Source organism: Flavivirga aquatica, from assembly GCF_001747085.1.
Classification (GTDB): domain Bacteria; phylum Bacteroidota; class Bacteroidia; order Flavobacteriales; family Flavobacteriaceae; genus Algibacter_C; species Algibacter_C aquatica.
On the sequence record NZ_MDJD01000007.1, the window covers coordinates 473,925 to 495,626 of the forward strand.

The following is a 21,702-nucleotide window of genomic DNA, read 5'->3' on the forward strand; positions in this document are numbered from 1 at the left end:
GTTAATATTACCAATTAATTCTTCAAAACAAATAGCACCGCCATCTTTATCTTTATTGGTAACCAAAACCTTAAGCAACCTCATCATTTAACCTGAACCAAGAACACTTTTAACCCATCATACTGCTGTTACAGCTTTTATTTTTTTAGCTATTCACCACAATATGACCAAACACATCGATAACTACACCCTAAACCCATTATAATCAACACATATCAACTAAAAAAGCCAGTATTCAAAATATGAATACTGGCTTTTACTATACTCGATTAATTAATTAAGTTAAGCTGAATTTCTACTTGCGTTTATATTACCAAATAAAGAACGTGTTACAATTTTTTCGAAAATCTTAATTTGTTCCTCATCTTTCACTTCTGCTTTTTGCAGCTCTTGAATTTTCTTAAGAGCATATTGTTGTATTGTCAATAATGGCAAAACTATAGACTCCCTAACCTCAATTGAAGCTTTTCCTGAAGGCTCATTTTCCATTAAAGCTTCGTACCCTGTAAGCTTTAAAAGCAACCTTTTAGTTGTAATATATTCTTCATAAATAATATTCCAGAAATCTCCAAATTCCTCGTCCTTAGACATGTATTTTGTTAAATCAAAAAATGATTTAGTTAAAGACATCATACTATTCTCTAATAATGTTTTAAAGAATTTTGAGTTGTTGTAAAGTTGCTCTACTTTATCAAATTCCCCTCTATCTTCGTAAGCCTTTAAAGCTGTACCAACACCATAAAACCCTGGAACATTTTGTTTTAATTGACTCCAAGACCCCACAAAAGGGATAGCTCTTAAGTCTGAAAAGATCAACTTATCCGATTTCGAACGTTTTGACGGTCTACTACCAATATTAGTTTTTGCATAATATTTTAATGTACTCATTCGCTCTAAATAAGGAATGAACATTGGGTGACTTTTAAAGTCTTTATAAGTCTGATAGCTAGTTTCAGCTAAATCATTCATAACAGCTTTGTCATCTGGAGACATAGCTGATTTGTTTTTACCAAAACTATTAAAAAGTCCAGAAGTAATTAATTGCTCTAAATTATATTTAGACGAATCTAAAGTTCCAAAATTAGAACTGATTGTTTGTCCTTGTATAGTAAGTTGCACTTCTTTATCTTCAATAGTTGGTCCTAATGAAGAATAGAATTGATGTGTCTTTCCACCTCCACGTGCTGGCGGTCCACCTCTACCATCAAAGAATATGGCTGTGATATCATATTTTCTAGACATCTCAGTAAGTAACTCTTTAGCTTTAAAAATACCCCAGTTAGCCATTAAGTATCCTCCATCTTTAGTACCGTCTGAAAAACCTAGCATAATAGTTTGCTTACTTCCTCTAGCTTTTAAATGCGCCATATATTCTGGATTAGTATATAACTGCTCCATAACTTCTGGTGCATTTTCTAAATCTGTAATCGTTTCAAATAAAGGAACAACATCTACAGTTAATGCATCTTTAAAAGCAACTATTTTAAGCATAGCAAATAATTGCATTACATTTAAAGCTGTTTGATTATTGCTTATAATATATCTGTTAGCTCCTTTTTCTCCGTTAGCTTTTTGAATATCTTTAATAGCAGCAATGGTTTTTAAGGTATTATTAACCATTTCGTCTTCAAACACATCTAAATCTGCTATATTATCATTAGCTTTTGATAAAATTTCAATTTGTTCTTCCTCAGACAGATCATGATAATTATTAGGGAATGAAGAATTACCTGTTTCAATTAAATGATCTATCACAGTTGTAAAAACATCATGATGTATTCTACTATCTTGTCTTATATCTAATGTTGCAAAATAGTAACCAAATAAATGAATTCTATTTATTAAATTATTTAATTCACCAACGTACAACGACTGGTGTTCAGTAACAACAATATTTCTTATACTTAAAAGTTCTTTTATAAGTTCTTTAGAAGAAATTTTTTCTTCAGCCTTTAAATTGATACTGTAACTATATAATATTGTTTCTAATTTAATAATACGATCTTCAACACCTCTGAAAGTAAGTTTACGTCTTAAATACTTAACATCTTCATAATACTTTTTAATTATAGATTGCTTTAGTTTTTTAGCTACCTTCAAAGTAGTATCTGGTTTTACAAAAGGGTTTCCATCTCGATCTCCTCCTGGCCAAAAACCTATATTAATTATTTCATTATGCTTTTTCCCATCATCGTAAATATTCTGTTGAATATAATTATAAATTTCTCCAAACGATTTGTAAAAAACATTTTCTAAATACCAAATTAAACTTTTTGCCTCATCGTAAGGCGTTGGTTTTTTATGCTTGAAGAAAGGTGTTTTCCCTAATTGCCCAAATAAGTTATTAATTTCAGACAGATTATTCTCTTTAATAGCCTTAGTTAAATCTGTAATAATCCCTAAAACAGAACCTGGGTAAAATTGTGTTGGGTGTGCTGTTAAAACAATACGCACCTTAAACTCTTCAAGATATTTTTTTAATTCTTCTAATTTGTTTTCTGAATTAGCAGACTCTTTAAGATTTCTTAAAGTACCAATACCTTCCATATTATTAACAACAGGAAAAGCTACATCTTCAATAGCATCAAACAAAACAACTTGTCTTTCAATATATTGAATAAATCTAAATAGTAAATTAATTTGACTTTCTTTGGAGCGACGACCTTGGTATTTTTCAAAAAAAGTATCAACAATAGTTGTTGGGTCATCACCTTTTTTGAATCCTTTTTCACAAGTTTCATGAAATAAAGGAAGTAATACTCCTGTTTTTGTTATGGCATCAAAAGGAAGTGTCATAAATATACTGTTGTATATTTGATATTTAGACAAAACGTTTTGTTTAAATCTAGTTAATTTTGGCTCTACAGACATGGTATCGTTCTATTGTAAATTAACCATAAAAGTAATAAAGCTATAATTAAAGACCGTAGTATTGACTAAGATTTATTGATTTTTTTACTTTGACTAACTCTAGTTGTGAATAATTAAAAAAAAAACAAATTTTACATGAATCTTTACAATACATTTTTAGGTATTAATTTTTAATTATTTAAAGAAATTAACCTTAAACCTATCTCTTACAAAAAAAAATCTATTCAAGCTTGAAACTATTGCAGAATAAAACGTCCTTTTACATTTTAATTTCAGTAAAATTATACTAAAATAAAACAGCTTGAAATGAAAACAGGGCGCTTTTTCATAGCGCCCTGTAAAATAGTTATAAATTTATTTCCCTAACATCAATAATTCACTACAAACAATCTCAGTTGTATAACGCTTCATTCCGTCCTTATCCTCCCAAGAGCGAGTTGTTAGCTTACCTTCTATGGCTACTTCTTTCCCTTTAGCTACATATTTTTCAATAATTTCAGCTGTCTTTCCCCAAGCGACAATGTTGTGCCATTGCGTATCTGTTATTTTTTCTCCTTTATTATTGGTGTAATTTTCGTTAGTAGCAATATTAAATTTTGCTAATATTTTCCCTGATTCAAGATTAATAATTTCTGGATCGTTTCCTAAGTTACCAATCAACTGTACTTTGTTTCTAAGCGTGTTCATAATTTTTAAATTTTAATATTCAACAATTGATACCATCGAGTTATTATGTTTCGACACTGCAAATATGAGTCACCCCCAAAATATTACTCGGTTATTACTTACTTAAAGTCGTTTGTAAGCACTTGTAGTCGTTTGTAAACGAAAAATTTATTATATTTAAGTATAATATAATTATGAAATTTCACATAGAAACAGAAAGACTGATATTAAGAGAATTTAGAAAAACAGATCTAAGGGGTATGTTTGAATTAGATTCAGACCCAGAAGTTCACAAATATTTAGGCAATAAACCCGTTAAGACAAAAGAAGAGTCTATTAAAATTATAGAATCTGTACTTAATCAATATCAGGAAAGAGGTATAGGAAGGTGGGTTGCTATTGAAAAATCTTCTGGAGATTTTATAGGCTGGTCTGGATTGAGATTAAATACCGAATACAACATGAATGGCTTTACCAAATACTATGATGTTGGCTATAGGTTTATTAAAAAATACTGGGGTAAAGGCTATGCAACAGAGTCTGGCAAAGCTGCTGTAGATTACGCCTTCAATATTTTAAAGCTAACTGAGTTATATGCTACAGCAGAAATTGAGAATCAAGCTTCTCATAAAGCTCTTTTAAAAATAGGCTTAGAATATGTAGAAGATTTTTATTTTGAAGAAGACGAGCTAAATCTTAGTTGGTATAAAATTGAAAACAAATAATTATGCAAAAACAATGTTTAGAATGTGGTGATAATATTATTGGCAGAATTGATAAAAAATTCTGCAATGACGGTTGCAGAAACGCTTATAATAATAAAGTCAATAAGGATAGTAAAAACTTAATACGTAACACTAACAATAGACTTCGCAAAAATTATAGAATTTTAGAAGCCTTGAATCCTGATCAAAAAACAAAAACATCTAGAGCAAAACTTATAGAAGCTGGTTTCGACTTTAATTATTTCACAAGTATTTACACTACCAAAGCTGGCACAATATATTACTTTGTTTATGACCAAGGATACCTGCCCTTAGAAGGCGATTATTACGCTCTAGTAAAACGAAAACGTTAACGAAAGAGAAATAGCTCATCAAACAGCAACACTTCTAAATGTATATTTGTATTACTTTTTAAACATAAACAAATAGCTCAATTATAAGACACAGCTATACCTAAAACTAATTAGAATTTTCTACTTAGCCTAAGGCAAAAACAATGTAATAATTTGTATAAACTCATTACTAGTTAAAAGCCTGTAAATTAATATTTAAAACATTAACTATTTCCAATTTTGACCTTTTAATTGCATAGCAGCTTTAAGCACATCTTTCTGACTTATCTGACCAACCAGCTTACCATTTTCAACTATTGGAAACCTCCTTCGTTTAGCATTCAAAAACTTATTTGCAGCATCAAAAATATTCATATTACCATCAATGGTTTCCACATTTACAGCCATATATTTTTCAATAGTTTTATCTTGCATAGGCATATTATAATACCTGCTCTCGCTAATCTGTTTTATACAATCTCCTTCAGATATAATACCAACCAACTCATTTTTATCATTAACTACTGGTCCACCAGAAATTCGATATTTTATCAAAGACTCCATAACGCTTTCAATAGCTTGGTTTGGAGTAAACGTAATTAAATTGGTACTCATATAATCACTCACTTTTAATAAAGGCGTATCTGCCGCATCAGATTGATGCCTTCTAGCTCCTTGAAAACTTTTTATCCCCATGATTAATTAATTTTTAGTAATCTTAAATATAGTCGTTTTTTTTCAGTTTTCCTAAAACATATGCTTCGAAACATATATTTGTAGTACTTGTTTTATATAAAAAAATCAACAAGCAGAAATAACGAATACTCAAGTAAAATCAAATAAAAAAGATTAATTCATTGTATATCAAAATAATTAGCATTGTTTTAAGAATTTAAATGTTAATTTTTTATAATTTTGACTTATAAAAAATATTAAAAATGAAGAGAATATTAGGATTAGTTTTATTGGCAGGTAGCTTTATGTTGAGCGCGCAAACTAACTCAGAATTAGTAAAACATTATGAAGCTTATTATAAGCAAATGAAAGCTCAAGGAGATGTTCAAGGTATTATAAACGGTATAACACATTTAAATTTATTAGCGCCTTCTCAAGCAAGAAAAGACACCTTAGCATATCTATACATGAGCGAGGGTAAATACATGCAAGCCCTTAATACAATAGGTATAGAAAAAAGCGCTACTGATTCTAATATTGCTATTGAAGTTAAAGCAGTCTCTTTAAAAGCTGTCAAGCAACCTAAATTAGCAATTGAACTTTTTAATGAAATGTTTAAAAGAACTCCCAATGCTTTAATAGCTTACGAATTAGCTGAACTTAATTTGCAGATTCAAGAGTTTGCTGAAGCTGAAAAACATGTTAATTATGGTTTGGCAAATTCTAAAGATGCTATGAAAAAAGCTTTTTATGAATCTCAAACACCATATGAGGTTTCCTTAAAAGCAGCTTTTATGTACTTAAATGCTTTGGTTATTTATAATAAAGACAAAAAAACCAATATTGACGCTGCTGTAGATGTTTTAGATGCTGCCTTAAAAACGGCTCCCAATTTTAATTTAACTCAATTAACAAAAACAGAATTATTAAGACAAAAACAAGCATTACAAACACAAGAAAAAAAGTAATCAATATTTATAAAAAAATGGCTTCTACATAATAATAGAAGCCATTTTTTTAAATACACATATGTTTCCTTAGCTAATCATTCAGGTTTTGATATTGTACGATTATCAAATTCTATTTTTTTATTCATTTGTAAATTGAGATTAGAGAAAGACACTAAAAACTCTTTAACTGCACTTGACAGCTCTTCATTATTCGTTGTAGATAAGTTATACAAACTCTCTAATTTATAAAATTTAGTTTCTAACACTAATATCCTAGCAAAAATTGAAGAAGCGTTTACTTTTTCTGGAATACTTTCTTTTAATTTCTTTAAAAACAATTTAACCTCAACTTTATTATCTTCAAAAAAACTTAGATCACCTTTTTTCACATTAGTTATAATGTCTTGTAGCTGAAAATACTCTTGCCAATCCTCTAAAGCCTTTTCCGTTTTCTCATCTAAAGCATAGTCTATATATTTAAACTTAGAAAAATCATGCTCCGCTACACTCTCACTTTTATTTTCTTCAATAACATTTTCTTGAGCCTTCTTACAAGAAAAAGACAAAACTAATAAACAAAAAACACTCAAAATTTTAGCACTCATAAGACTTATTTAAAAAAATGTATCGCAAAGATATAGGAATAGTTGATTTTTTAATGAATTACTAGATAATCAAATTAAAAAAAATTAAGCTTTAAAATATGATATTATCAATAAAATCTTATTATTTTTGAATTATCTTCATAATATGTATTATAAATGAACTCTAGAATATTAATAATTGGAGCTTGCGGACAAATAGGCTCAGAATTAACATATAGCTTACGAAACATTTTTGGTAATAAAAATGTTATTGCAAGCGACATTAATCATAGTAATTTAAGTCTTGTAAATTCAGGTCTTTTTGAGATTGTAGATGCGCAAGACTATAGTAGTATTAAAACCTGTGTTGAAAAACACAATATTGACACTATTTACTTAATGGCCGCTATGTTAAGTGCTACTGGAGAAAAGTTTCCAGAAAAAGCATGGGATTTAAATATGAATTCCTTATTTCACGTATTAAATCTAGCAAAAACAAAGTGCCTTAAAAAAGTGTTTTGGCCATCAAGCATTGCTGTTTTCGGAACCACAACACCAAAAGAATATACCCCTCAATACACTACTATGGAACCCTCTACAGTTTATGGCATAACCAAACAAGTAGGCGAACGTTGGTGTGAATATTATCATAACAAATATGGTGTTGATGTTCGTAGTTTACGTTATCCAGGAATAATTAGCTGGAAAACATTACCTGGTGGTGGTACTACAGATTACGCAGTTGAAATTTACCACAAAGCTATTACAGATAAATTTTATAACTGCTTTTTAAAGGAAGATACAGAACTTCCAATGATGTTTATGGATGACGCCGTTAAAGCAACCATAGACATTATGAATGCAGAAACTAGTGATGTTAAAATTAGATCATCCTATAACCTAGCTGCTATAAGTTTTACGCCAAAAGATATTGCCGAATCTATAAAAAAACATATACCCGAATTTAAAGTAGGCTATCACCCAGATTACAGACAAGATATTGCCAATAGCTGGCCTAAAAGTATTAATGATTCTTATGCTAGACAAGACTGGAAATGGAAACACGCCTGGTCATTAGAAAACATTACTATAGAGATGCTTTTTCAGTTAAACAAAAAATATAATAGCATTTTAAAAGAACCTAATTAATTGTATATTTGAGCTACCAAACTTAACCTCCAATTACTATGCTTGAAAACTTCTGGTTTAATGTAGAATACGGTATTAATCATGTGCTAGACATTAAAGCTTATGATCATGTTTTATTTCTCATCGTCCTAACAGTTCCTTACGCCTTTAAAGATTGGAAACGCGTATTATTATTAGTCTCTATATTTACTTTAGGACATACGCTATCTTTAGTTTTGGCTGCTTACGGTGCGGTTAGCATAAATGGAAAAATAGTAGAATTTTTAATACCTATAACTATTTTAATTGTAGCCCTTTTTAATGTATTCACATCTGGTAAAGGGGCACAAAAAGAGAAAGTAGGCGTTTTATTTTTGTCTACACTTTTTTTTGGATTAGTACACGGTTTAGGATTTGCAAGAGAGTTTAAAATGTTATTAGGCAACTCTAACAATAAATTAGTACTCTTATTAGAATTTGCTTTAGGTATAGAAATTGCTCAAATTATTATTGTGTTTATCGTTTTGTTTTTAGGATATATAGTCCAAACCATTTTTAGATTTTCTAAACGCGATTGGATCATGGTTATTTCTGCCATAGTAGTAGGCTTAGTAATACCTATGATTTTAAACAATGGTTTCCTGTAAAACAGAACCATTAATATTCTTAAATACATAATCTGAGTTAGAAATATTATAGAGATAAAATATTTCTAACTTTTTAATAATCTTACACCAACTTTCATAAAAGTTTAACGAACTTGTGTTGTAATTAAAATACGAACCAAGTATCTTCGCTATAAGATTTCGTGTTAAGTGACTACAATAACATTCTTTAATGTTTTTTCACAAAAGATATTAAGTAAAACTTAACTCAAAATTATTATAAGGCTTTCTAATACTGAATTTATTTCTATATCGAAACTTTATAAATTCCATACGAAGGTAACACCATAATTATAAATCATATTAATGCCAGAAAATAAACAACTTAAGTACGATAAAGCTTATTTAAGAATTGCGAAAGAATGGGGGAAATTATCTTACTGTAAACGTAGACAAGTAGGAGCACTCATAGTAAAGGATAGAATGATAATTTCTGACGGATACAACGGAACACCTTCTGGTTTTGAAAATTTTTGTGAGGATGATGAGGGATACACAAAATGGTATGTATTACATGCTGAAGCTAATGCTATTTTAAAAGTAGCTTCATCTACTCAATCCTCCAAAGGAGCTACACTTTACATAACAATGTCCCCCTGCAAAGAATGCAGTAAATTAATACATCAAGCAGGCATTGTAAAAGTAGTCTATCACGAAGCATACAAAGACAATTCTGGATTAAAATTTTTAGAAAAAGCAGGAATAGGATTAAAACAAATTGAAGACTTAAAAGCATAATGCCATATCAAAAAAAATATTTACCACTGATTTTGGGTGTTGCTATTGCAGCAGGCATTTTTATTGGTGGAAAATTAGATTTCACAGATTCACCAGATAGACTATTTTCTACAAATAGCAAAAAAGATAAACTCAACAGGCTTATTGATTATATAGAGTATAACTACGTTGACGACATAAATACAGATAGTATTGTTGACGTTACAGTTAATGGCATCTTAAATAATCTTGACCCACACTCTGTTTATATTCCAAAAGAAGACATGGAACGCGTTGCAGAAGAGATGAAGGGTGATTTTGTTGGCATTGGCATTAGTTTTTACACTTATAAAGATTCTATTGCTGTAATTAGAACTATAGAAAACGGCCCTAGCTCTAAAGCAGGCATTAAAGGTGGTGATAGAATTATTATGGCAGATGGTGATTCCCTCTTTGGTGATAAGTTAAAAGACGGAGAAATTATTAAAAAACTAAAAGGCTCCATAAACTCCAAGGTAAACTTAAAAGTATACAGAAAAGGCGAGCCTAAACTTTTAAATTTCACTGTAAAACGTGGAAAAATACCAATAAAAAGTGTTGATGCTGCTTACATGTTAACAGAAAAACTAGGGTATATTAAGATTAATCGTTTTGCCGAGTCTACTTATAAAGAATTTAAAACAGGATTAGATAAACTTCAAGCATTAGGTGCCAAAGAAATCGCTTTAGATTTACGAAATAACCCTGGCGGAATATTAAGTATTTCCGAACAAATAGTTGATGAGTTCCTAGAAGATAATAAACTTATTTTATTTACAAAAAACAAACGAGGCAATATAGAAAAAAGCTTTGCAACCAATAAAGGAGATTTTGAAGACGGTAAAATATATGTACTTATAGATGAAAACTCTGCATCCGCAAGTGAAATTGTTGCTGGCGCTATACAAGACAACGATAAAGGCACTATTGTTGGACGCCGTTCTTATGGAAAAGGTTTAGTACAGCGAGAAATGGATTTGGGAGATGGCAGCATAGTACGTCTAACCGTCTCTAGATACTACACCCCCACAGGTCGCTCCATTCAACGTCCTTACGACAAAGGCAACAAAGACTATTATGATGAATATTATGAAAGACTAGAAAGTGGTGAACTACTTGATCCTGAAAAAATACACGTTGACGATTCATTAAAATACACCACACCTGCAGGAAAAATAGTTTACGGTGGAGGCGGTATTATTCCAGATGTTTTTGTCCCTATAGATAACAGTATGCAAAACGAAACACTTATTTTTTTACAAAGACGTGGCTTTTTTGGAAATTTTGTATTTGAAGAATTAGAAAAAGATAGATTTGCCTATAACAATATATCTAGGCAAGAATTTATAAATACTTTTGAAGTTGGAGACGACTTAGTTTTTACCTTTCAAGACTATTTAAACCTCAGGACAGATTCTAAAATCACTTTTGTAGCATATCATGAAGAAGTAAAACAATACATTAAAGCAACTTTGGCAGATCAACTTTTCGGCAATGGAGCTTTTGAAGAAGTTTTTAATCAGCGTGACATTATGATTGATGAAGTTATTAACCTAAGCAACGAAGAGTAAACTTAAATCTATCTTACCTTCACCCCTTATTTCTTTAAATAACTATTTCTCAAAATAACCGAATTAAGTATGCAATACTACTAAGATAGGCTTTTTTGAGTTTATTTTAACTTAAAGCTTATCATGTACTTTAACATGTTTCCCATTATTCCAAAGTGTTAAAATATCTGTAGCCACATGAGCACCGCTACCTGAAGCTATAGCAAACTGACTACGCCAGCCAGCTAAAGTACCAGCAACATAAAGATTTTCTTCAATTAAATGATCAGCGTTTTTTAACCAAATACGATCTTTTTCAATAGCAGCTCTTGGGTGTGGTTCAACATATTGATCAAGACCCTTAATAGCCATTAAATTAGTATAACCAACAGCTATTACAACAATTTTAGATATATAGCTGCTTTTATTAGTTTTTATATTAAAACCTGTTTCAAATTTTAAAATTTCCAAAACTTTCTCACCTTCTATTTGCTCTACATGAGGATACAAAGAGATTAATTGCTTTTTACCTCTTTCTAAAATTGAAGCCCCTGTGGTTTCTGGAGTTAACCCCAACACATTATTAAACAAAGCTGTTTGTAAATGTGATGTTTTCTGATGCGTAATAACACCAATGGCTTTGTCACTTGCAAAAGGTTTATTTTTTGCAGAACCCAAAACCAAAGCACAGGATAACCCGGCTGCACCACCACCAATTATTAATGCATCATACATTAGTTACGTCCTTTTGTTTTTTCTTCTATACGTTTCGAAGTTCTTAAAATAAACATCATAAGCATAACACAAAGCGAGGCTAGAATGGTAATTAGAGCAACGATGCTATCCCCATTAAAAGGTGCTTCAAAATTCACTTTTGTAAAATTGAAGATCATTAGCCCTAGAGCAATAACACTAAATAGTATAGTTAAAATTTTCATTGAAATAGTGGTTTATATTTATACAACATCAAACAAAGCCTTTATGTTATGAACAAATAGCTTTACAGCTATAGCCAATAAAACAACACCAAATACCTTACGTATAATATTAATGCCATTTTGCCCAATAAAACGCTCAATTCTAACTGATGTTTTAAGGACTACAAAAATAATGATAACATTCATTATAACCGCTATAATGATGTTTTCAATTCTAAACTCCGCTCTTAACGAAAGCAATGTAGTTAAACTACCAGGACCTGCAATAAGTGGAAATGCTAACGGAAAGACAGCCGTTGTCATAGAATCATGCTCTTCTTGCTTATATAAGGTTATACCTAAAATCATTTCTAAAGCAATAAAAAACAAAATAAAAGCCCCTGCAACAGCAAATGAATTCACATCAATACCAATAAGATTTAATATACTTTTCCCCAAAAACAAGAACACAATCAATATAATTCCAGCGATTATAGAAGCCTTTTCACTTTGTATATGCCCCGCTTTTTTTCTTAAATCAATTACAATAGGAATATTGCCAATAACATCTATCACAGCAAATAGCACCATAAACGCCGTAAATATTTCTTTAGGATCTAGCTCCATAATTTTAGTTTTTTTTAATATTTCGCAAAAATATAGCTTTTCACTATATAATCTTAAAAATCAACCTTGAATTACACATCATAATATTGTTTCGAAGATTAAATTACAAGTTTCGAACATAGTAAATCTACACAAAATCTTACAAAAACAATGAACCTTAATAAGTTTTAATACATAATGGATTTTCTAATGTAGAATTCATATTAAAGTCAAAGTTTGTCTATTTTTGTGAACTATTTATAAAAGTGTTTTATGTTTCAGTTAGGAAAAACTATAGTTTCAGAAGATATTATAGAAAAAGATTTCATTTGCAATTTATCTGCATGCAAAGGCGCTTGCTGTATTGATGGTGATGCAGGAGCACCTTTAGATGCAGACGAAGCTAATATTTTAAAAGAAATATATCCAAAAGTAAAACCCTTTTTACGCAAAGAAGGGATTGAAGCTATCGAAAACCAAGGAGTTTACATAACTACTGAAGATGGCGAATTAGAAACACCTTTAATTAATGGAGCAGACTGTGCTTATGTTATTTTTGATAAAAAAAAAGTTGCTCTTTGCGGAATTGAAGAAGCTTACAATCAAGGTGAAGTTACTTGGAAAAAGCCAATATCATGTCATTTATACCCTATAAGAGTTCAAGATTACACCGAATTTTCAGCAGTAAATTATCATAAATGGCAAATTTGTGATGATGCCTGCACACTAGGCAAAGAATTACAAATACCTATTTACAAATTTGTAAAAGAAGCTTTAATAAGAAAGTTTGGTGAAGATTGGTATATGGAATTAGAAAAGATTGCTGAGCAACGCAAATAAAAAACAAGACTGCCAAAAAACTTGTTTTGAGACAACCTATCTTTTTTGATCTACAAAATTTACTTTTAATAGTTTACAATATATTATATAAGGTGTTACCATCAATATCTTTTTCGGTTTTACTAGAAGGTAAAACTTTTGAAATAAAATATCTGTTCCTGTTACCGCAAAATCATCATCATTCAAAACACCTATAGTTGTTCTGTTAATTAACCAAATACCTTCTAACTTTTCATGTGGATAACCCCTTAAGCAGTATAACCAAATTAACAGCCAAAGTTTTGCTAACTGGCAAAATATTAGCAACCGCTAATTCTTCCCATGTATTCTCTTCTATGGTTTTCCATTAATTAACATACTATCTAAATCATCAAAACTATCACCAGAAACATCTGTCGCATTACTAATGTTAATTTTATAAATATGCTTTTGAGCACACGAATCTTCACCTGTAAACAAACCATCTCTTTCTACAACTAAAAATTCAATATCACTTAGTGCTACAATTTCAGAATTAGAATTTTATGCTTTCTCTTGTTTAAATAAATATTGCTTTGTTTCAGCTGTTACTAAATCAAAAGTTACAATTCTTATAATAGTAAAATCTGCAACTTTTTCTTTTGATGGATTATATAAAGTCGATTGCATAATACCTACTAAAGTTTTTTCATTAGGCGTTATTGCTAATCCTTCCATCCCCCTATTTGCCCATCTTCTCTCAAAAACTGCTGGAATTTTTCTTCCTCCAGTATTTACATTTACTGGACTTATTCCTTCAAGTTCTTTTCCTTCGGCATCAAAATGGACTATATCTAATCCATATTCATCAGAAACCCAAAAGAACCATCTTTTAAAGCAACAAGTCCCTTACTATCTAACCCACCTCATATCTATCTGTTTCTAATATATTTTTATCTAAATCATAAGGAATTTCGCCTGTAGTTCCAAAACCAATAGGGTTAGGGCGTCCAGTAATAACATTACCCGAAGGCGTTTTAAACAGAATTTCATTTAGCATTTCGATAGATCCATTTCCAACAATTTAAAATGACCAATTCGCGGTGTATAATCTGAAATAGGGAAAATTTTACCTCCAGATGTTTTTAGGTTTGCTCCCTATCTGTTAAAGCATAAAACTCACCCGCATTAGTTGGGTGTATTGTAGCCTCCGATCCAAAACCACCATTTCTAATTTCAACATTATTTACCGTTTTTAAAACATTATAAGGTAATTTTATCCCAAAATTAGCTAGGTCAGGAATTTTCAAATTATTTGTAGAATCATCATCGTTATTACAAGCTATAAATACAGATGCGATAGTTGCAAATAAAATAGTTTTTAATACATTATTTTTCATTAATAGTTTTAATTTTAAAATTAATTTAGAACTATTAAGCCATCATACCCCTTAAGTTAATTTGCAGTTAACGTTTTCAAGATTCAATTCCTCTCAAAATAAAAAATTATGATAAAATGATATTTTTCACAACTTTCTTGCCTTGATTTTTCAATGAAAAGAATTGTAAATTTTAATAGAAAAAAAATCGTGTTTTTGTTATTTTTTATTTTGTTTTCAAGAAAACTAGAATTCTATATTTCATAGTACTTAAGAAAGATTTTACAACCTAAATAACTGATTTACAAAAAACTAAAATCAAGTAAGAAAAAACAAAAAAAGTGAGAAAATTACAATGTTTTGTTAAAAACTTGTTGACAATGTTTATAACTATACCTTTCTTTTATGGCTACATTTTTGAATCTTTGTTAACCCAAATCGAAATAAATTTTTCGTCAAATTTTTAAAAAATCTAAAACAACAATGTCTCAGTCTATAGAACCCATTCTTCAAAAAAACAAAGATCGTTTTGTTATTTTTCCAATTCAGCATCATGATATTTGGGAATGGTATAAAAAATCTGAAGCTAGTTTTTGGACTGCTGAAGAAATTGATTTACATCAAGATCTTACAGATTGGGCAACAAAATTAAATGATGATGAACGCTATTTTATCAAGCACATTTTAGCATTTTTTGCTGCTAGTGATGGTATTGTAAATGAAAATTTAGCTGAAAATTTTGTAAATGAAGTACAATATAGTGAAGCAAAGTTCTTTTATGGATTTCAAATAATGATGGAGAATATCCATAGTGAGACTTATTCGCTATTAATAGATACTTACGTAAAAGACGAAAAAGAAAAAGACCTACTCTTTAATGCTATAGAAAACTTTCCAGCCATTAAGAAAAAGGCTGATTGGGCTTTAAAGTGGATTGATTCTCCAAGTTTTGCAGAGCGTTTAATTGCGTTTGCTGCTGTAGAAGGGATTTTCTTTTCTGGTGCATTTTGTTCTATTTTCTGGTTAAAGAAAAGAGGATTAATGCCAGGTCTAACGTTTTCTAATGAATTAATATCTCGTGATGAAGGTGTACACTGTGACTTTGCTGTACATCTACACAACAAACATCTAATAAATAAAGTTCCAAAATCTCGTATTAGAGAAATATTAGTGGACGCTTTAGATATAGAACGTGAATTTATAACAGAATCATTACCAGCTAGTTTAATAGGAATGAATGCTGTTCTTATGTCACAATATTTAGAATTTGTGACAGATCGCTTGTTAAGTGAACTTGACTGTGAAAAAGAATATAACACAGCAAATCCATTTGATTTCATGGACATGATCTCATTACAAGGAAAAACTAATTTCTTTGAAAAACGTGTGTCCGAATATCAAAAAGCAGGTGTTCTTAACAAAGAAGATGATGATGATAAATTCAGTTTTGACGCCGATTTTTAATTGATCCCTTTCTTTCCAAAGATTTCTTTTTTGGAAAATCAATTAAAATGACATTTCCATTGAATGGAAAATTAAACTAATTACCATTTATTGAATTAATTGTAGTAACTAAATTTTGTCTAACAATAGTTAGATGCAAAATTTGGACTAACTAGTTAACCATTTTCCTGAAGGTGTATCAGGAAAGCTAAAAACGTGTAAAACAATGTATGTAGTAAAAAGAGACGGTAGAAAAGAACAGATTATGTTCGACAAAATCACTGCAAGAGTGAGAAAATTATGCTATGGATTAAACAAATTAGTTGATCCACTAAAAGTAGCAATGCGTGTTATTGAAGGCTTGTATGACGGTGTAACAACTAGTGAACTTGATAATCTTGCTGCAGAAGTTGCTGCAACGATGACAACAGCTCATCCAGATTATGCACGTTTAGCAGCACGTATTTCTGTTTCTAACTTACATAAAAATACAAAGAAGACGTTTAGCGACGTCATGGAAGATCTACACAAATATGTTAACCCAAGAACTGGCAAAGAAGCTCCGCTTTTAGCAGATGATGTATATGAGGTTATCATGAATAATAAAGAACGTATAGATTCTACTATTATATATAATCGTGATTTTGGTTATGACTATTTTGGTTTTAAAACCTTAGAACGTTCTTACCTTTTAAAACTAAATGGTAAAATTGCAGAACGTCCACAACATATGCTTATGCGTGTTTCTATAGGAATTCATTTAAATGATTTAGATGCAGCTATAGAAACTTATGAGCTCATGTCTAAAAAATACTTTACACACGCTACACCAACATTATTTAACGCAGGTACACCTAAACCACAAATGTCATCATGTTTTCTTTTAACTATGAAAGAAGATAGTATTGATGGAATTTATGATACACTAAAACAAACTGCTAAGATCTCGCAATCTGCAGGAGGTATAGGTTTGGCTATGCACAATGTAAGAGCTACTGGTAGTTATATTGCAGGAACAAATGGTACTAGTAATGGTATCGTACCAATGCTTCGAGTATTTAATGACACTGCACGTTATGTAGATCAAGGAGGAGGTAAACGTAAAGGAAGTTTTGCTATTTATTTAGAAACTTGGCATGCTGATATTTTTGACTTCCTAGATTTAAAGAAAAATCATGGTAAAGAAGAAATGCGTGCGCGTGATTTATTTTACGCGATGTGGATTTCAGATTTATTTATGAAACGTGTTGAAGAAAATGGGGAATGGACCTTAATGTGTCCTAATGAATGTCCTGGAATGGACGAAGTGCATAGCGAAGAGTTTGAAGCTTTATATTTGAGATATGAGGCAGAAGGAAAAGGTCGTAAAACAATAAAAGCACGTGAACTTTGGGAAAAAATATTAGAATCTCAAATTGAAACGGGTACTCCGTACATGCTTTATAAAGATGCTGCTAACCGTAAATCAAATCAGAAAAATTTAGGAACTATTCGTTCTTCAAATTTATGTACTGAAATTATGGAGTATACATCTCCAGAAGAAGTTGCTGTTTGTAATTTAGCTTCTATTGCTTTACCAATGTTTATTAAAAATGGTACGTTTGATCATAAAGAACTATTCCGTATTACTAAGCGTGTTACTAAGAACTTAAATAGAGTTATTGATAGAAATTATTATCCTGTAAAAGAAGCAAAAACCTCCAATGTACGCCACAGACCAATAGGTTTAGGTGTGCAAGGATTAGCTGATACGTTTATACAATTACGTATGCCTTTTACAAGTGATGCTGCTAAAAAATTAAATACAGATATTTTTGAAACACTTTATTATGCTGCTGTAACAGCGAGTATGGAAGAAGCTAAAGTTGATGGTCCATACGAAACATATGAAGGTTCTCCAATAAGTAAAGGGGAGTTTCAACATAACCTATGGGGCATAAAAGATGAAGATTTAAGTGGAAATTGGGATTGGAGTAAATTACGTAAACAAGTACTTAAAAACGGGGTGCGTAATTCGCTATTAGTAGCTCCAATGCCTACAGCATCTACATCACAAATTCTTGGAAATAATGAATGTTTTGAACCTTACACATCTAATATTTATACCCGTCGTGTATTATCTGGTGAGTTTATTGTAGTAAACAAACATTTATTAGAAGATTTAGTTGAACTTGGTTTATGGAATGAGAGCTTAAAACAAGATATCATGAGAGCTAATGGTTCTATTCAAGCTATTGACATTATTCCTCAAGATATTAAAGATCTTTATAAAACAGTTTGGGAGTTAAGTATGAAAGATATTATAGACATGTCTCGTCAACGAGGTTATTTTATAGATCAATCACAATCGCTTAATTTATTTTTAGAAGGCGCTACCATGGCTAAATTAACATCAATGCATTTCTACGCTTGGAAAAGTGGTTTAAAAACTGGCATGTATTATTTGCGTACTAAGAGTGCTGTTGATGCTATTAAATTTACTTTAAAGACTTCTAAAAAAGAAGAACCACCTGTAGAAATAGTCGAAGTTAATAATGCTAAGTTGCAAAAAGAAAAAGAAGCACAGAAAAAACAAGAAGTAGCTGCTAAAAATGCTGTTAAATTTGCCAAACAAAACACGCTTTCTGAAGAAGAAGTTAAACCTATGACTCCTGAGGAAATGAAAGTGCTTATTGCACAAGCAAAAGCAGGAGAAGGTGATGATTGTTTAATGTGCGGATCTTAATAAACATTCACTTACAAATTTTTCTCGGTTCTTTCCCTCAAGGAGTTTGAGAAAGATTTAAATTAAGTGTTATAAAAGCATCTCTTTCGAGATGCTTTTTTTTATAATAAATAGTTGTTTTTATTATGAAACAATTAGGCTATATAGACTTAAGCTATATAGACTTAATTTGAGATTATAATAGTTTCTACTTGTTTCCCTTTATTAGTAGGAAGTTCAATAAAATAAACTCCTGCACTTAAATTATCAACATTAATTTGAAATGATTTTTCTTTAGAATCTATAGATTTTATAACAGCTCCAGTAACATTGTAAATAATATACCTTCCAGTAATTTTATTGACAATATTTAAAACATCGTTAGCAGGGTTTGGATATATTGAATATGTTTTAACAACATCATTAGTATCATTTATACTTAAAAAAGTATCTTCTGTTAGTAATAAAACATCATAGGGTTTCATAACATGAGTTGAACTAATTGCTCTTCCATCAATTAAATTTACATAGTTTACAGAACTTGGTAATTTAATTTCTCTGTCACTTAAACTTACATTAACTAGCGATACAGCATCTTTTCCATTGGGAGCATTACCGTACGAAGCAAATACACCAAAAGCTTCGGTAGTAGTTCCTGGCTCTGTAATATCTATATCGATAGCTGGTGTTGGAAACACCAAGTTACTTCTCAAACGATTAATCAAAGTACTAATATTAGATGTAAAAGTTACTGTTTTATTAGCAAAGCTTAAATCTCTTGAAACATCATCTGTTCCTTTTTCATCCTTACTAAAACTAGATGGACCACTAAATCTATTAACTTGCAATATATCTACAGAAGGATTATTACTATTATAAGTATTTAAAGCATCAATACTAGAATCTAAACTAAATAGTGTTGGAGGTATAACAATTGCACTAGGAGAGTATCCTAAATTGTTTATTTTACTTGGCGTAGTAAACCCTACTTTTATATTCAATAATTTTAGAGCTTCGTATATATCAGACATTTGTTGTGCATATAAAAAGTCTTGTATAGCGGCTTCATTACTGTAATAAATTAACACATCACGTTCTGCCGGAACTAAAGAAGCTACTGTATTACTTTGAGCATTTATTTCTTTCATTGTTCTACCAAAAGTATCAAACGAAACAGCTTGATGTTGCGGTGAAAACATAATATTCCCAACACCTCCTGTTTTACCTTCCAAATCACCTTTTTTGATAGTCGCGCCTCTATCCAGATGCTCTCTGTACCACCACCAACAATTAATAACACTCATACCATTGGTAAAAGCTAACCAAAGAGAAGAACGTACATAACCACGATCTAATCTAAAATTATCCCATGCATTACTAGAGATACCATGCCATTCGGAATCGAACGTAGGTTTATTTGGGTATAAGGATTTGGAAAAATCTAACATTATGGATTGCTCTCTCCAGTCCATAATATATTGACTTAACCACCCTCTATAAAAACGATTGTTTCGACCATGTGTTTCATTAGGTACTACCTGAACATCAAAACCTATAACTTCTTGCATATCCATTAAGCCCTCTAAATCTATACCTCCATCTCTTCTAGGGTCTTCTACTTCTCTACCTAAAATTTTTATTGATATATTGGCATTAGCATCGCTTTCTCTTGTAATTGTTTTTAAGTTCTTATGCCATCTATTAGACCTATTCATATTAAAGCGTAACCAATCATACCAAATTGGTGTTCCTTGCCAAATATTTCTATTTAAAGGAATTGTATATTCTGTCTTTAAATCATCAAAACTGGTAAAATTCTCATTGCCATTAAAAGGGTTATATACGGTATTTAATACACTAATATCATTACCATATTCAGTTTCCAAATGATCTACATACGCATCCATAGTATTGTTTGATACTCCCAAATTTGCTTGAGATTCTCCTTCTGCAATATTCCAATGCGGCTCATTAGATAATACATAAATTAAAGGACTACCGGCTGCTGCACTTACTATTTGTGGATTAAAAGTACTTATCATACTTCGATTTAAATTTGTAATTTCTGGGTGATCAATATCATAATGTACAAATGCTCTTGGATGGTCTCCAATACCAGGATAAGCCGTCGTCATATAAGTAGGAAGTCTAGTATGTGTATAATGAACCTGTGTAGGCGTTTGATTATTTGACACTTGCCTTGATAGCGTATTTGCTCTTGAATTAGCATAATTAGGTCTAGTAATACCTGGACTCTGCGTATTTGCTGGAGAGTTAAAAGTTTCTCCTAAATAACCAATAGTTTCCATTAAATCATCTTCATCTGGCATAGTCCAAAATGTGCTTGGAAAAATAACGTCACCACCTTTAGTATAATAACTAGCATCTGTAGCTAATTGAGGATGTCCTGATGTACTAAAATCTAAAGTTTCTGGCAAAGTAATGTTTCCATCTATTTGATCTTGAATTTCAGCTATAGCAAAATCTAAAATATTAATGCAATCCTGTAATTGTTGATATGGATGAAAAAGGGAGTAATCTGGCGATCCTGAAATACCCTCTATTACCAACTGACTTTCAAAATTATTATTAAACCCTCTAAATCCATTACCTTCATAAATTGTTTGCAAAGTTGCGGCTTTTTCTCTATCTCTAGTAGCATAAATAACAAATTCACTAACACTAACAATAGAACCTTTAGCATAACTAGACTCTAAATTTGCTGTTTCTGCTTCGATTATTTTTGTATTTAATGTTACTGTTTTTGTATTAATTTCTGTTATTAAATCATCCCAAGCTGTTTGATTTAATAATCCTTGGTAAAATTTTGTTTGCGAAAAAGTAGTAGAACTTATTAGTAAAAACACTAATAGAAAGCACAATTTTTTAAATAGTATTAGTTTAGATTTTTGTTTCATTTTAAAATAGATTTAATACAAACACGAAAGTTTTT

Annotated in this window: 22 protein-coding genes; 10 read left to right on the plus strand and 12 right to left on the minus strand. The window is 30.6% G+C overall.

Annotated features, from left to right (window positions below):
- Positions 1–282: 282 nt before the first annotated feature.
- Together A8C32_RS02645 and A8C32_RS02650 are read right to left on the minus strand one after the other, a co-directional pair.
- The gene (locus A8C32_RS02645) at positions 283–2,871 is read right to left on the minus strand and encodes a phosphoenolpyruvate carboxylase (protein WP_069828895.1); all 2,589 of its coding nucleotides are present in this window, start codon (positions 2,869–2,871) and stop codon (positions 283–285) included.
- A 354-nt stretch (positions 2,872–3,225) separates the two neighbouring features.
- On the minus strand, positions 3,226–3,558 hold the full coding sequence (locus A8C32_RS02650) for a single-stranded DNA-binding protein (RefSeq protein WP_069828896.1): 333 nt from the start codon (positions 3,556–3,558) through the stop codon (positions 3,226–3,228).
- A gap of 173 nt (positions 3,559–3,731) precedes the next feature.
- Between A8C32_RS02650 and A8C32_RS02655 the strand changes: the two genes are divergently transcribed.
- Complete coding sequence (locus A8C32_RS02655; protein WP_069828897.1) at positions 3,732–4,262, plus strand: GNAT family N-acetyltransferase; 531 nt, start codon at positions 3,732–3,734, stop codon at positions 4,260–4,262.
- A gap of 2 nt (positions 4,263–4,264) precedes the next feature.
- The gene (locus A8C32_RS02660) at positions 4,265–4,615 is read left to right on the plus strand and encodes a hypothetical protein (RefSeq protein ID WP_069828898.1); all 351 of its coding nucleotides are present in this window, start codon (positions 4,265–4,267) and stop codon (positions 4,613–4,615) included.
- A gap of 207 nt (positions 4,616–4,822) precedes the next feature.
- Here A8C32_RS02660 and A8C32_RS02665 read toward each other — a convergent pair whose 3' ends face one another.
- Entirely contained in the window at positions 4,823–5,290 is a 468-nt protein-coding gene (locus A8C32_RS02665; RefSeq protein ID WP_069828899.1) for a CBS domain-containing protein, read from the minus strand.
- Between the two features lie 242 nt (positions 5,291–5,532).
- Here A8C32_RS02665 and A8C32_RS02670 point away from each other — a divergent pair, with 242 nt between their 5' ends.
- On the plus strand, positions 5,533–6,237 hold the full coding sequence (locus A8C32_RS02670) for a tetratricopeptide repeat protein (protein WP_069828900.1): 705 nt from the start codon (positions 5,533–5,535) through the stop codon (positions 6,235–6,237).
- Positions 6,238–6,314: 77 nt separating this feature from the next.
- On the opposite strand, the gene A8C32_RS02675 is transcribed toward A8C32_RS02670, so the two are convergent.
- Positions 6,315–6,824 (minus strand): hypothetical protein, encoded by a 510-nt coding sequence (locus A8C32_RS02675; protein ID WP_069828901.1) that lies wholly within the window; start codon positions 6,822–6,824, stop codon positions 6,315–6,317.
- 156 nt (positions 6,825–6,980) lie between these two features.
- Here A8C32_RS02675 and A8C32_RS02680 point away from each other — a divergent pair, with 156 nt between their 5' ends.
- The 4 genes from A8C32_RS02680 (at position 6,981) to A8C32_RS02695 (ending at position 10,923) form a co-directional block, all read left to right on the plus strand.
- Positions 6,981–7,952 (plus strand): NAD-dependent epimerase/dehydratase family protein, encoded by a 972-nt coding sequence (locus A8C32_RS02680; RefSeq protein ID WP_069828902.1) that lies wholly within the window; start codon positions 6,981–6,983, stop codon positions 7,950–7,952.
- A 38-nt stretch (positions 7,953–7,990) separates the two neighbouring features.
- Entirely contained in the window at positions 7,991–8,578 is a 588-nt protein-coding gene (locus tag A8C32_RS02685; RefSeq protein WP_069828903.1) for a HupE/UreJ family protein, read from the plus strand.
- A 324-nt stretch (positions 8,579–8,902) separates the two neighbouring features.
- Positions 8,903–9,334, plus strand: coding sequence for a deoxycytidylate deaminase (locus tag A8C32_RS02690; protein ID WP_069828904.1), 432 nt, complete (start codon positions 8,903–8,905; stop codon positions 9,332–9,334).
- A complete protein-coding gene (locus tag A8C32_RS02695; protein ID WP_069828905.1) occupies positions 9,334–10,923 on the plus strand; it encodes a S41 family peptidase in 1,590 nt (529 codons plus the stop codon). The genes A8C32_RS02690 and A8C32_RS02695 overlap by 1 nt, the downstream gene beginning before the upstream one ends.
- Positions 10,924–11,034: 111 nt before the next feature.
- Here A8C32_RS02695 and A8C32_RS02700 read toward each other — a convergent pair whose 3' ends face one another.
- From A8C32_RS02700 to A8C32_RS02710, 3 genes are read right to left on the minus strand one after another with little or no spacing between them, the layout of a single operon-like run.
- The gene (locus A8C32_RS02700; RefSeq protein WP_069828906.1) at positions 11,035–11,637 is read right to left on the minus strand and encodes an FAD-dependent oxidoreductase; all 603 of its coding nucleotides are present in this window, start codon (positions 11,635–11,637) and stop codon (positions 11,035–11,037) included.
- Positions 11,637–11,840 (minus strand): hypothetical protein, encoded by a 204-nt coding sequence (locus tag A8C32_RS02705; RefSeq protein WP_069828907.1) that lies wholly within the window; start codon positions 11,838–11,840, stop codon positions 11,637–11,639. The genes A8C32_RS02700 and A8C32_RS02705 overlap by 1 nt, the downstream gene beginning before the upstream one ends.
- A gap of 18 nt (positions 11,841–11,858) precedes the next feature.
- On the minus strand, positions 11,859–12,446 hold the full coding sequence (locus A8C32_RS02710) for a MarC family protein (protein WP_069828908.1): 588 nt from the start codon (positions 12,444–12,446) through the stop codon (positions 11,859–11,861).
- Positions 12,447–12,698: 252 nt separating this feature from the next.
- On the opposite strand from A8C32_RS02710, the gene A8C32_RS02715 reads away from it, so the two are divergent.
- Positions 12,699–13,265, plus strand: coding sequence for a DUF3109 family protein (locus A8C32_RS02715; RefSeq protein WP_069828909.1), 567 nt, complete (start codon positions 12,699–12,701; stop codon positions 13,263–13,265).
- Positions 13,266–13,598: 333 nt separating this feature from the next.
- Here A8C32_RS02715 and A8C32_RS21310 read toward each other — a convergent pair whose 3' ends face one another.
- The 4 genes from A8C32_RS21310 to A8C32_RS20880 all read right to left on the minus strand — a co-directional run bounded on the left by A8C32_RS21310 (position 13,599) and on the right by A8C32_RS20880 (position 14,623).
- On the minus strand, positions 13,599–13,724 hold the full coding sequence (locus tag A8C32_RS21310; RefSeq protein ID WP_349267223.1) for a hypothetical protein: 126 nt from the start codon (positions 13,722–13,724) through the stop codon (positions 13,599–13,601).
- 63 nt (positions 13,725–13,787) lie between these two features.
- Positions 13,788–14,075, minus strand: a complete 288-nt coding sequence (locus A8C32_RS21315; protein WP_205635366.1) for an esterase-like activity of phytase family protein — start codon at positions 14,073–14,075, stop codon at positions 13,788–13,790.
- A 64-nt stretch (positions 14,076–14,139) separates the two neighbouring features.
- The gene (locus tag A8C32_RS20875; protein ID WP_205635361.1) at positions 14,140–14,283 is read right to left on the minus strand and encodes a hypothetical protein; all 144 of its coding nucleotides are present in this window, start codon (positions 14,281–14,283) and stop codon (positions 14,140–14,142) included.
- Between the two features lie 85 nt (positions 14,284–14,368).
- On the minus strand, positions 14,369–14,623 hold the full coding sequence (locus A8C32_RS20880) for a hypothetical protein (RefSeq protein ID WP_205635362.1): 255 nt from the start codon (positions 14,621–14,623) through the stop codon (positions 14,369–14,371).
- 462 nt (positions 14,624–15,085) lie between these two features.
- Here A8C32_RS20880 and A8C32_RS02725 point away from each other — a divergent pair, with 462 nt between their 5' ends.
- A complete protein-coding gene (locus A8C32_RS02725) occupies positions 15,086–16,066 on the plus strand; it encodes a ribonucleotide-diphosphate reductase subunit beta (protein ID WP_069828910.1) in 981 nt (326 codons plus the stop codon).
- A gap of 205 nt (positions 16,067–16,271) precedes the next feature.
- Entirely contained in the window at positions 16,272–18,770 is a 2,499-nt protein-coding gene (locus A8C32_RS02730; RefSeq protein WP_069828911.1) for a ribonucleoside-diphosphate reductase subunit alpha, read from the plus strand.
- A 164-nt stretch (positions 18,771–18,934) separates the two neighbouring features.
- On the opposite strand, the gene A8C32_RS02735 is transcribed toward A8C32_RS02730, so the two are convergent.
- Positions 18,935–21,667 (minus strand): T9SS type A sorting domain-containing protein, encoded by a 2,733-nt coding sequence (locus tag A8C32_RS02735; RefSeq protein ID WP_069828912.1) that lies wholly within the window; start codon positions 21,665–21,667, stop codon positions 18,935–18,937.
- Positions 21,668–21,702: the final 35 nt, after the last annotated feature.

What these genes read in the sequence shown, in the direction of transcription:
- A8C32_RS02700 (WP_069828906.1), bottom strand. Translation starts at nt 11,637, where the DNA reads ATGTATGATGCATTAATAATTGGTGGTGGTGCAGCCGGGTTATCCTGT.
- A8C32_RS20875 (WP_205635361.1), bottom strand. Translation starts at nt 14,283, where the DNA reads ATGCTAAATGAAATTCTGTTTAAAACGCCTTCGGGTAATGTTATTACT.
- A8C32_RS02725 (WP_069828910.1), top strand. Translation starts at nt 15,086, where the DNA reads ATGTCTCAGTCTATAGAACCCATTCTTCAAAAAAACAAAGATCGTTTT.
- A8C32_RS02650 (WP_069828896.1), bottom strand. Translation starts at nt 3,558, where the DNA reads ATGAACACGCTTAGAAACAAAGTACAGTTGATTGGTAACTTAGGAAAC.
- A8C32_RS02655 (WP_069828897.1), top strand. Translation starts at nt 3,732, where the DNA reads ATGAAATTTCACATAGAAACAGAAAGACTGATATTAAGAGAATTTAGA.
- A8C32_RS20880 (WP_205635362.1), bottom strand. Translation starts at nt 14,623, where the DNA reads ATGAAAAATAATGTATTAAAAACTATTTTATTTGCAACTATCGCATCT.
- A8C32_RS02670 (WP_069828900.1), top strand. Translation starts at nt 5,533, where the DNA reads ATGAAGAGAATATTAGGATTAGTTTTATTGGCAGGTAGCTTTATGTTG.
- A8C32_RS02730 (WP_069828911.1), top strand. Translation starts at nt 16,272, where the DNA reads ATGTATGTAGTAAAAAGAGACGGTAGAAAAGAACAGATTATGTTCGAC.
- A8C32_RS02690 (WP_069828904.1), top strand. Translation starts at nt 8,903, where the DNA reads ATGCCAGAAAATAAACAACTTAAGTACGATAAAGCTTATTTAAGAATT.
- A8C32_RS02715 (WP_069828909.1), top strand. Translation starts at nt 12,699, where the DNA reads ATGTTTCAGTTAGGAAAAACTATAGTTTCAGAAGATATTATAGAAAAA.
- A8C32_RS02695 (WP_069828905.1), top strand. Translation starts at nt 9,334, where the DNA reads ATGCCATATCAAAAAAAATATTTACCACTGATTTTGGGTGTTGCTATT.
- A8C32_RS02665 (WP_069828899.1), bottom strand. Translation starts at nt 5,290, where the DNA reads ATGGGGATAAAAAGTTTTCAAGGAGCTAGAAGGCATCAATCTGATGCG.
- A8C32_RS02710 (WP_069828908.1), bottom strand. Translation starts at nt 12,446, where the DNA reads ATGGAGCTAGATCCTAAAGAAATATTTACGGCGTTTATGGTGCTATTT.
- A8C32_RS02645 (WP_069828895.1), bottom strand. Translation starts at nt 2,871, where the DNA reads ATGTCTGTAGAGCCAAAATTAACTAGATTTAAACAAAACGTTTTGTCT.
- A8C32_RS02680 (WP_069828902.1), top strand. Translation starts at nt 6,981, where the DNA reads ATGAACTCTAGAATATTAATAATTGGAGCTTGCGGACAAATAGGCTCA.
- A8C32_RS02735 (WP_069828912.1), bottom strand. Translation starts at nt 21,667, where the DNA reads ATGAAACAAAAATCTAAACTAATACTATTTAAAAAATTGTGCTTTCTA.
- A8C32_RS02705 (WP_069828907.1), bottom strand. Translation starts at nt 11,840, where the DNA reads ATGAAAATTTTAACTATACTATTTAGTGTTATTGCTCTAGGGCTAATG.
- A8C32_RS02685 (WP_069828903.1), top strand. Translation starts at nt 7,991, where the DNA reads ATGCTTGAAAACTTCTGGTTTAATGTAGAATACGGTATTAATCATGTG.
- A8C32_RS02660 (WP_069828898.1), top strand. Translation starts at nt 4,265, where the DNA reads ATGCAAAAACAATGTTTAGAATGTGGTGATAATATTATTGGCAGAATT.
- A8C32_RS02675 (WP_069828901.1), bottom strand. Translation starts at nt 6,824, where the DNA reads ATGAGTGCTAAAATTTTGAGTGTTTTTTGTTTATTAGTTTTGTCTTTT.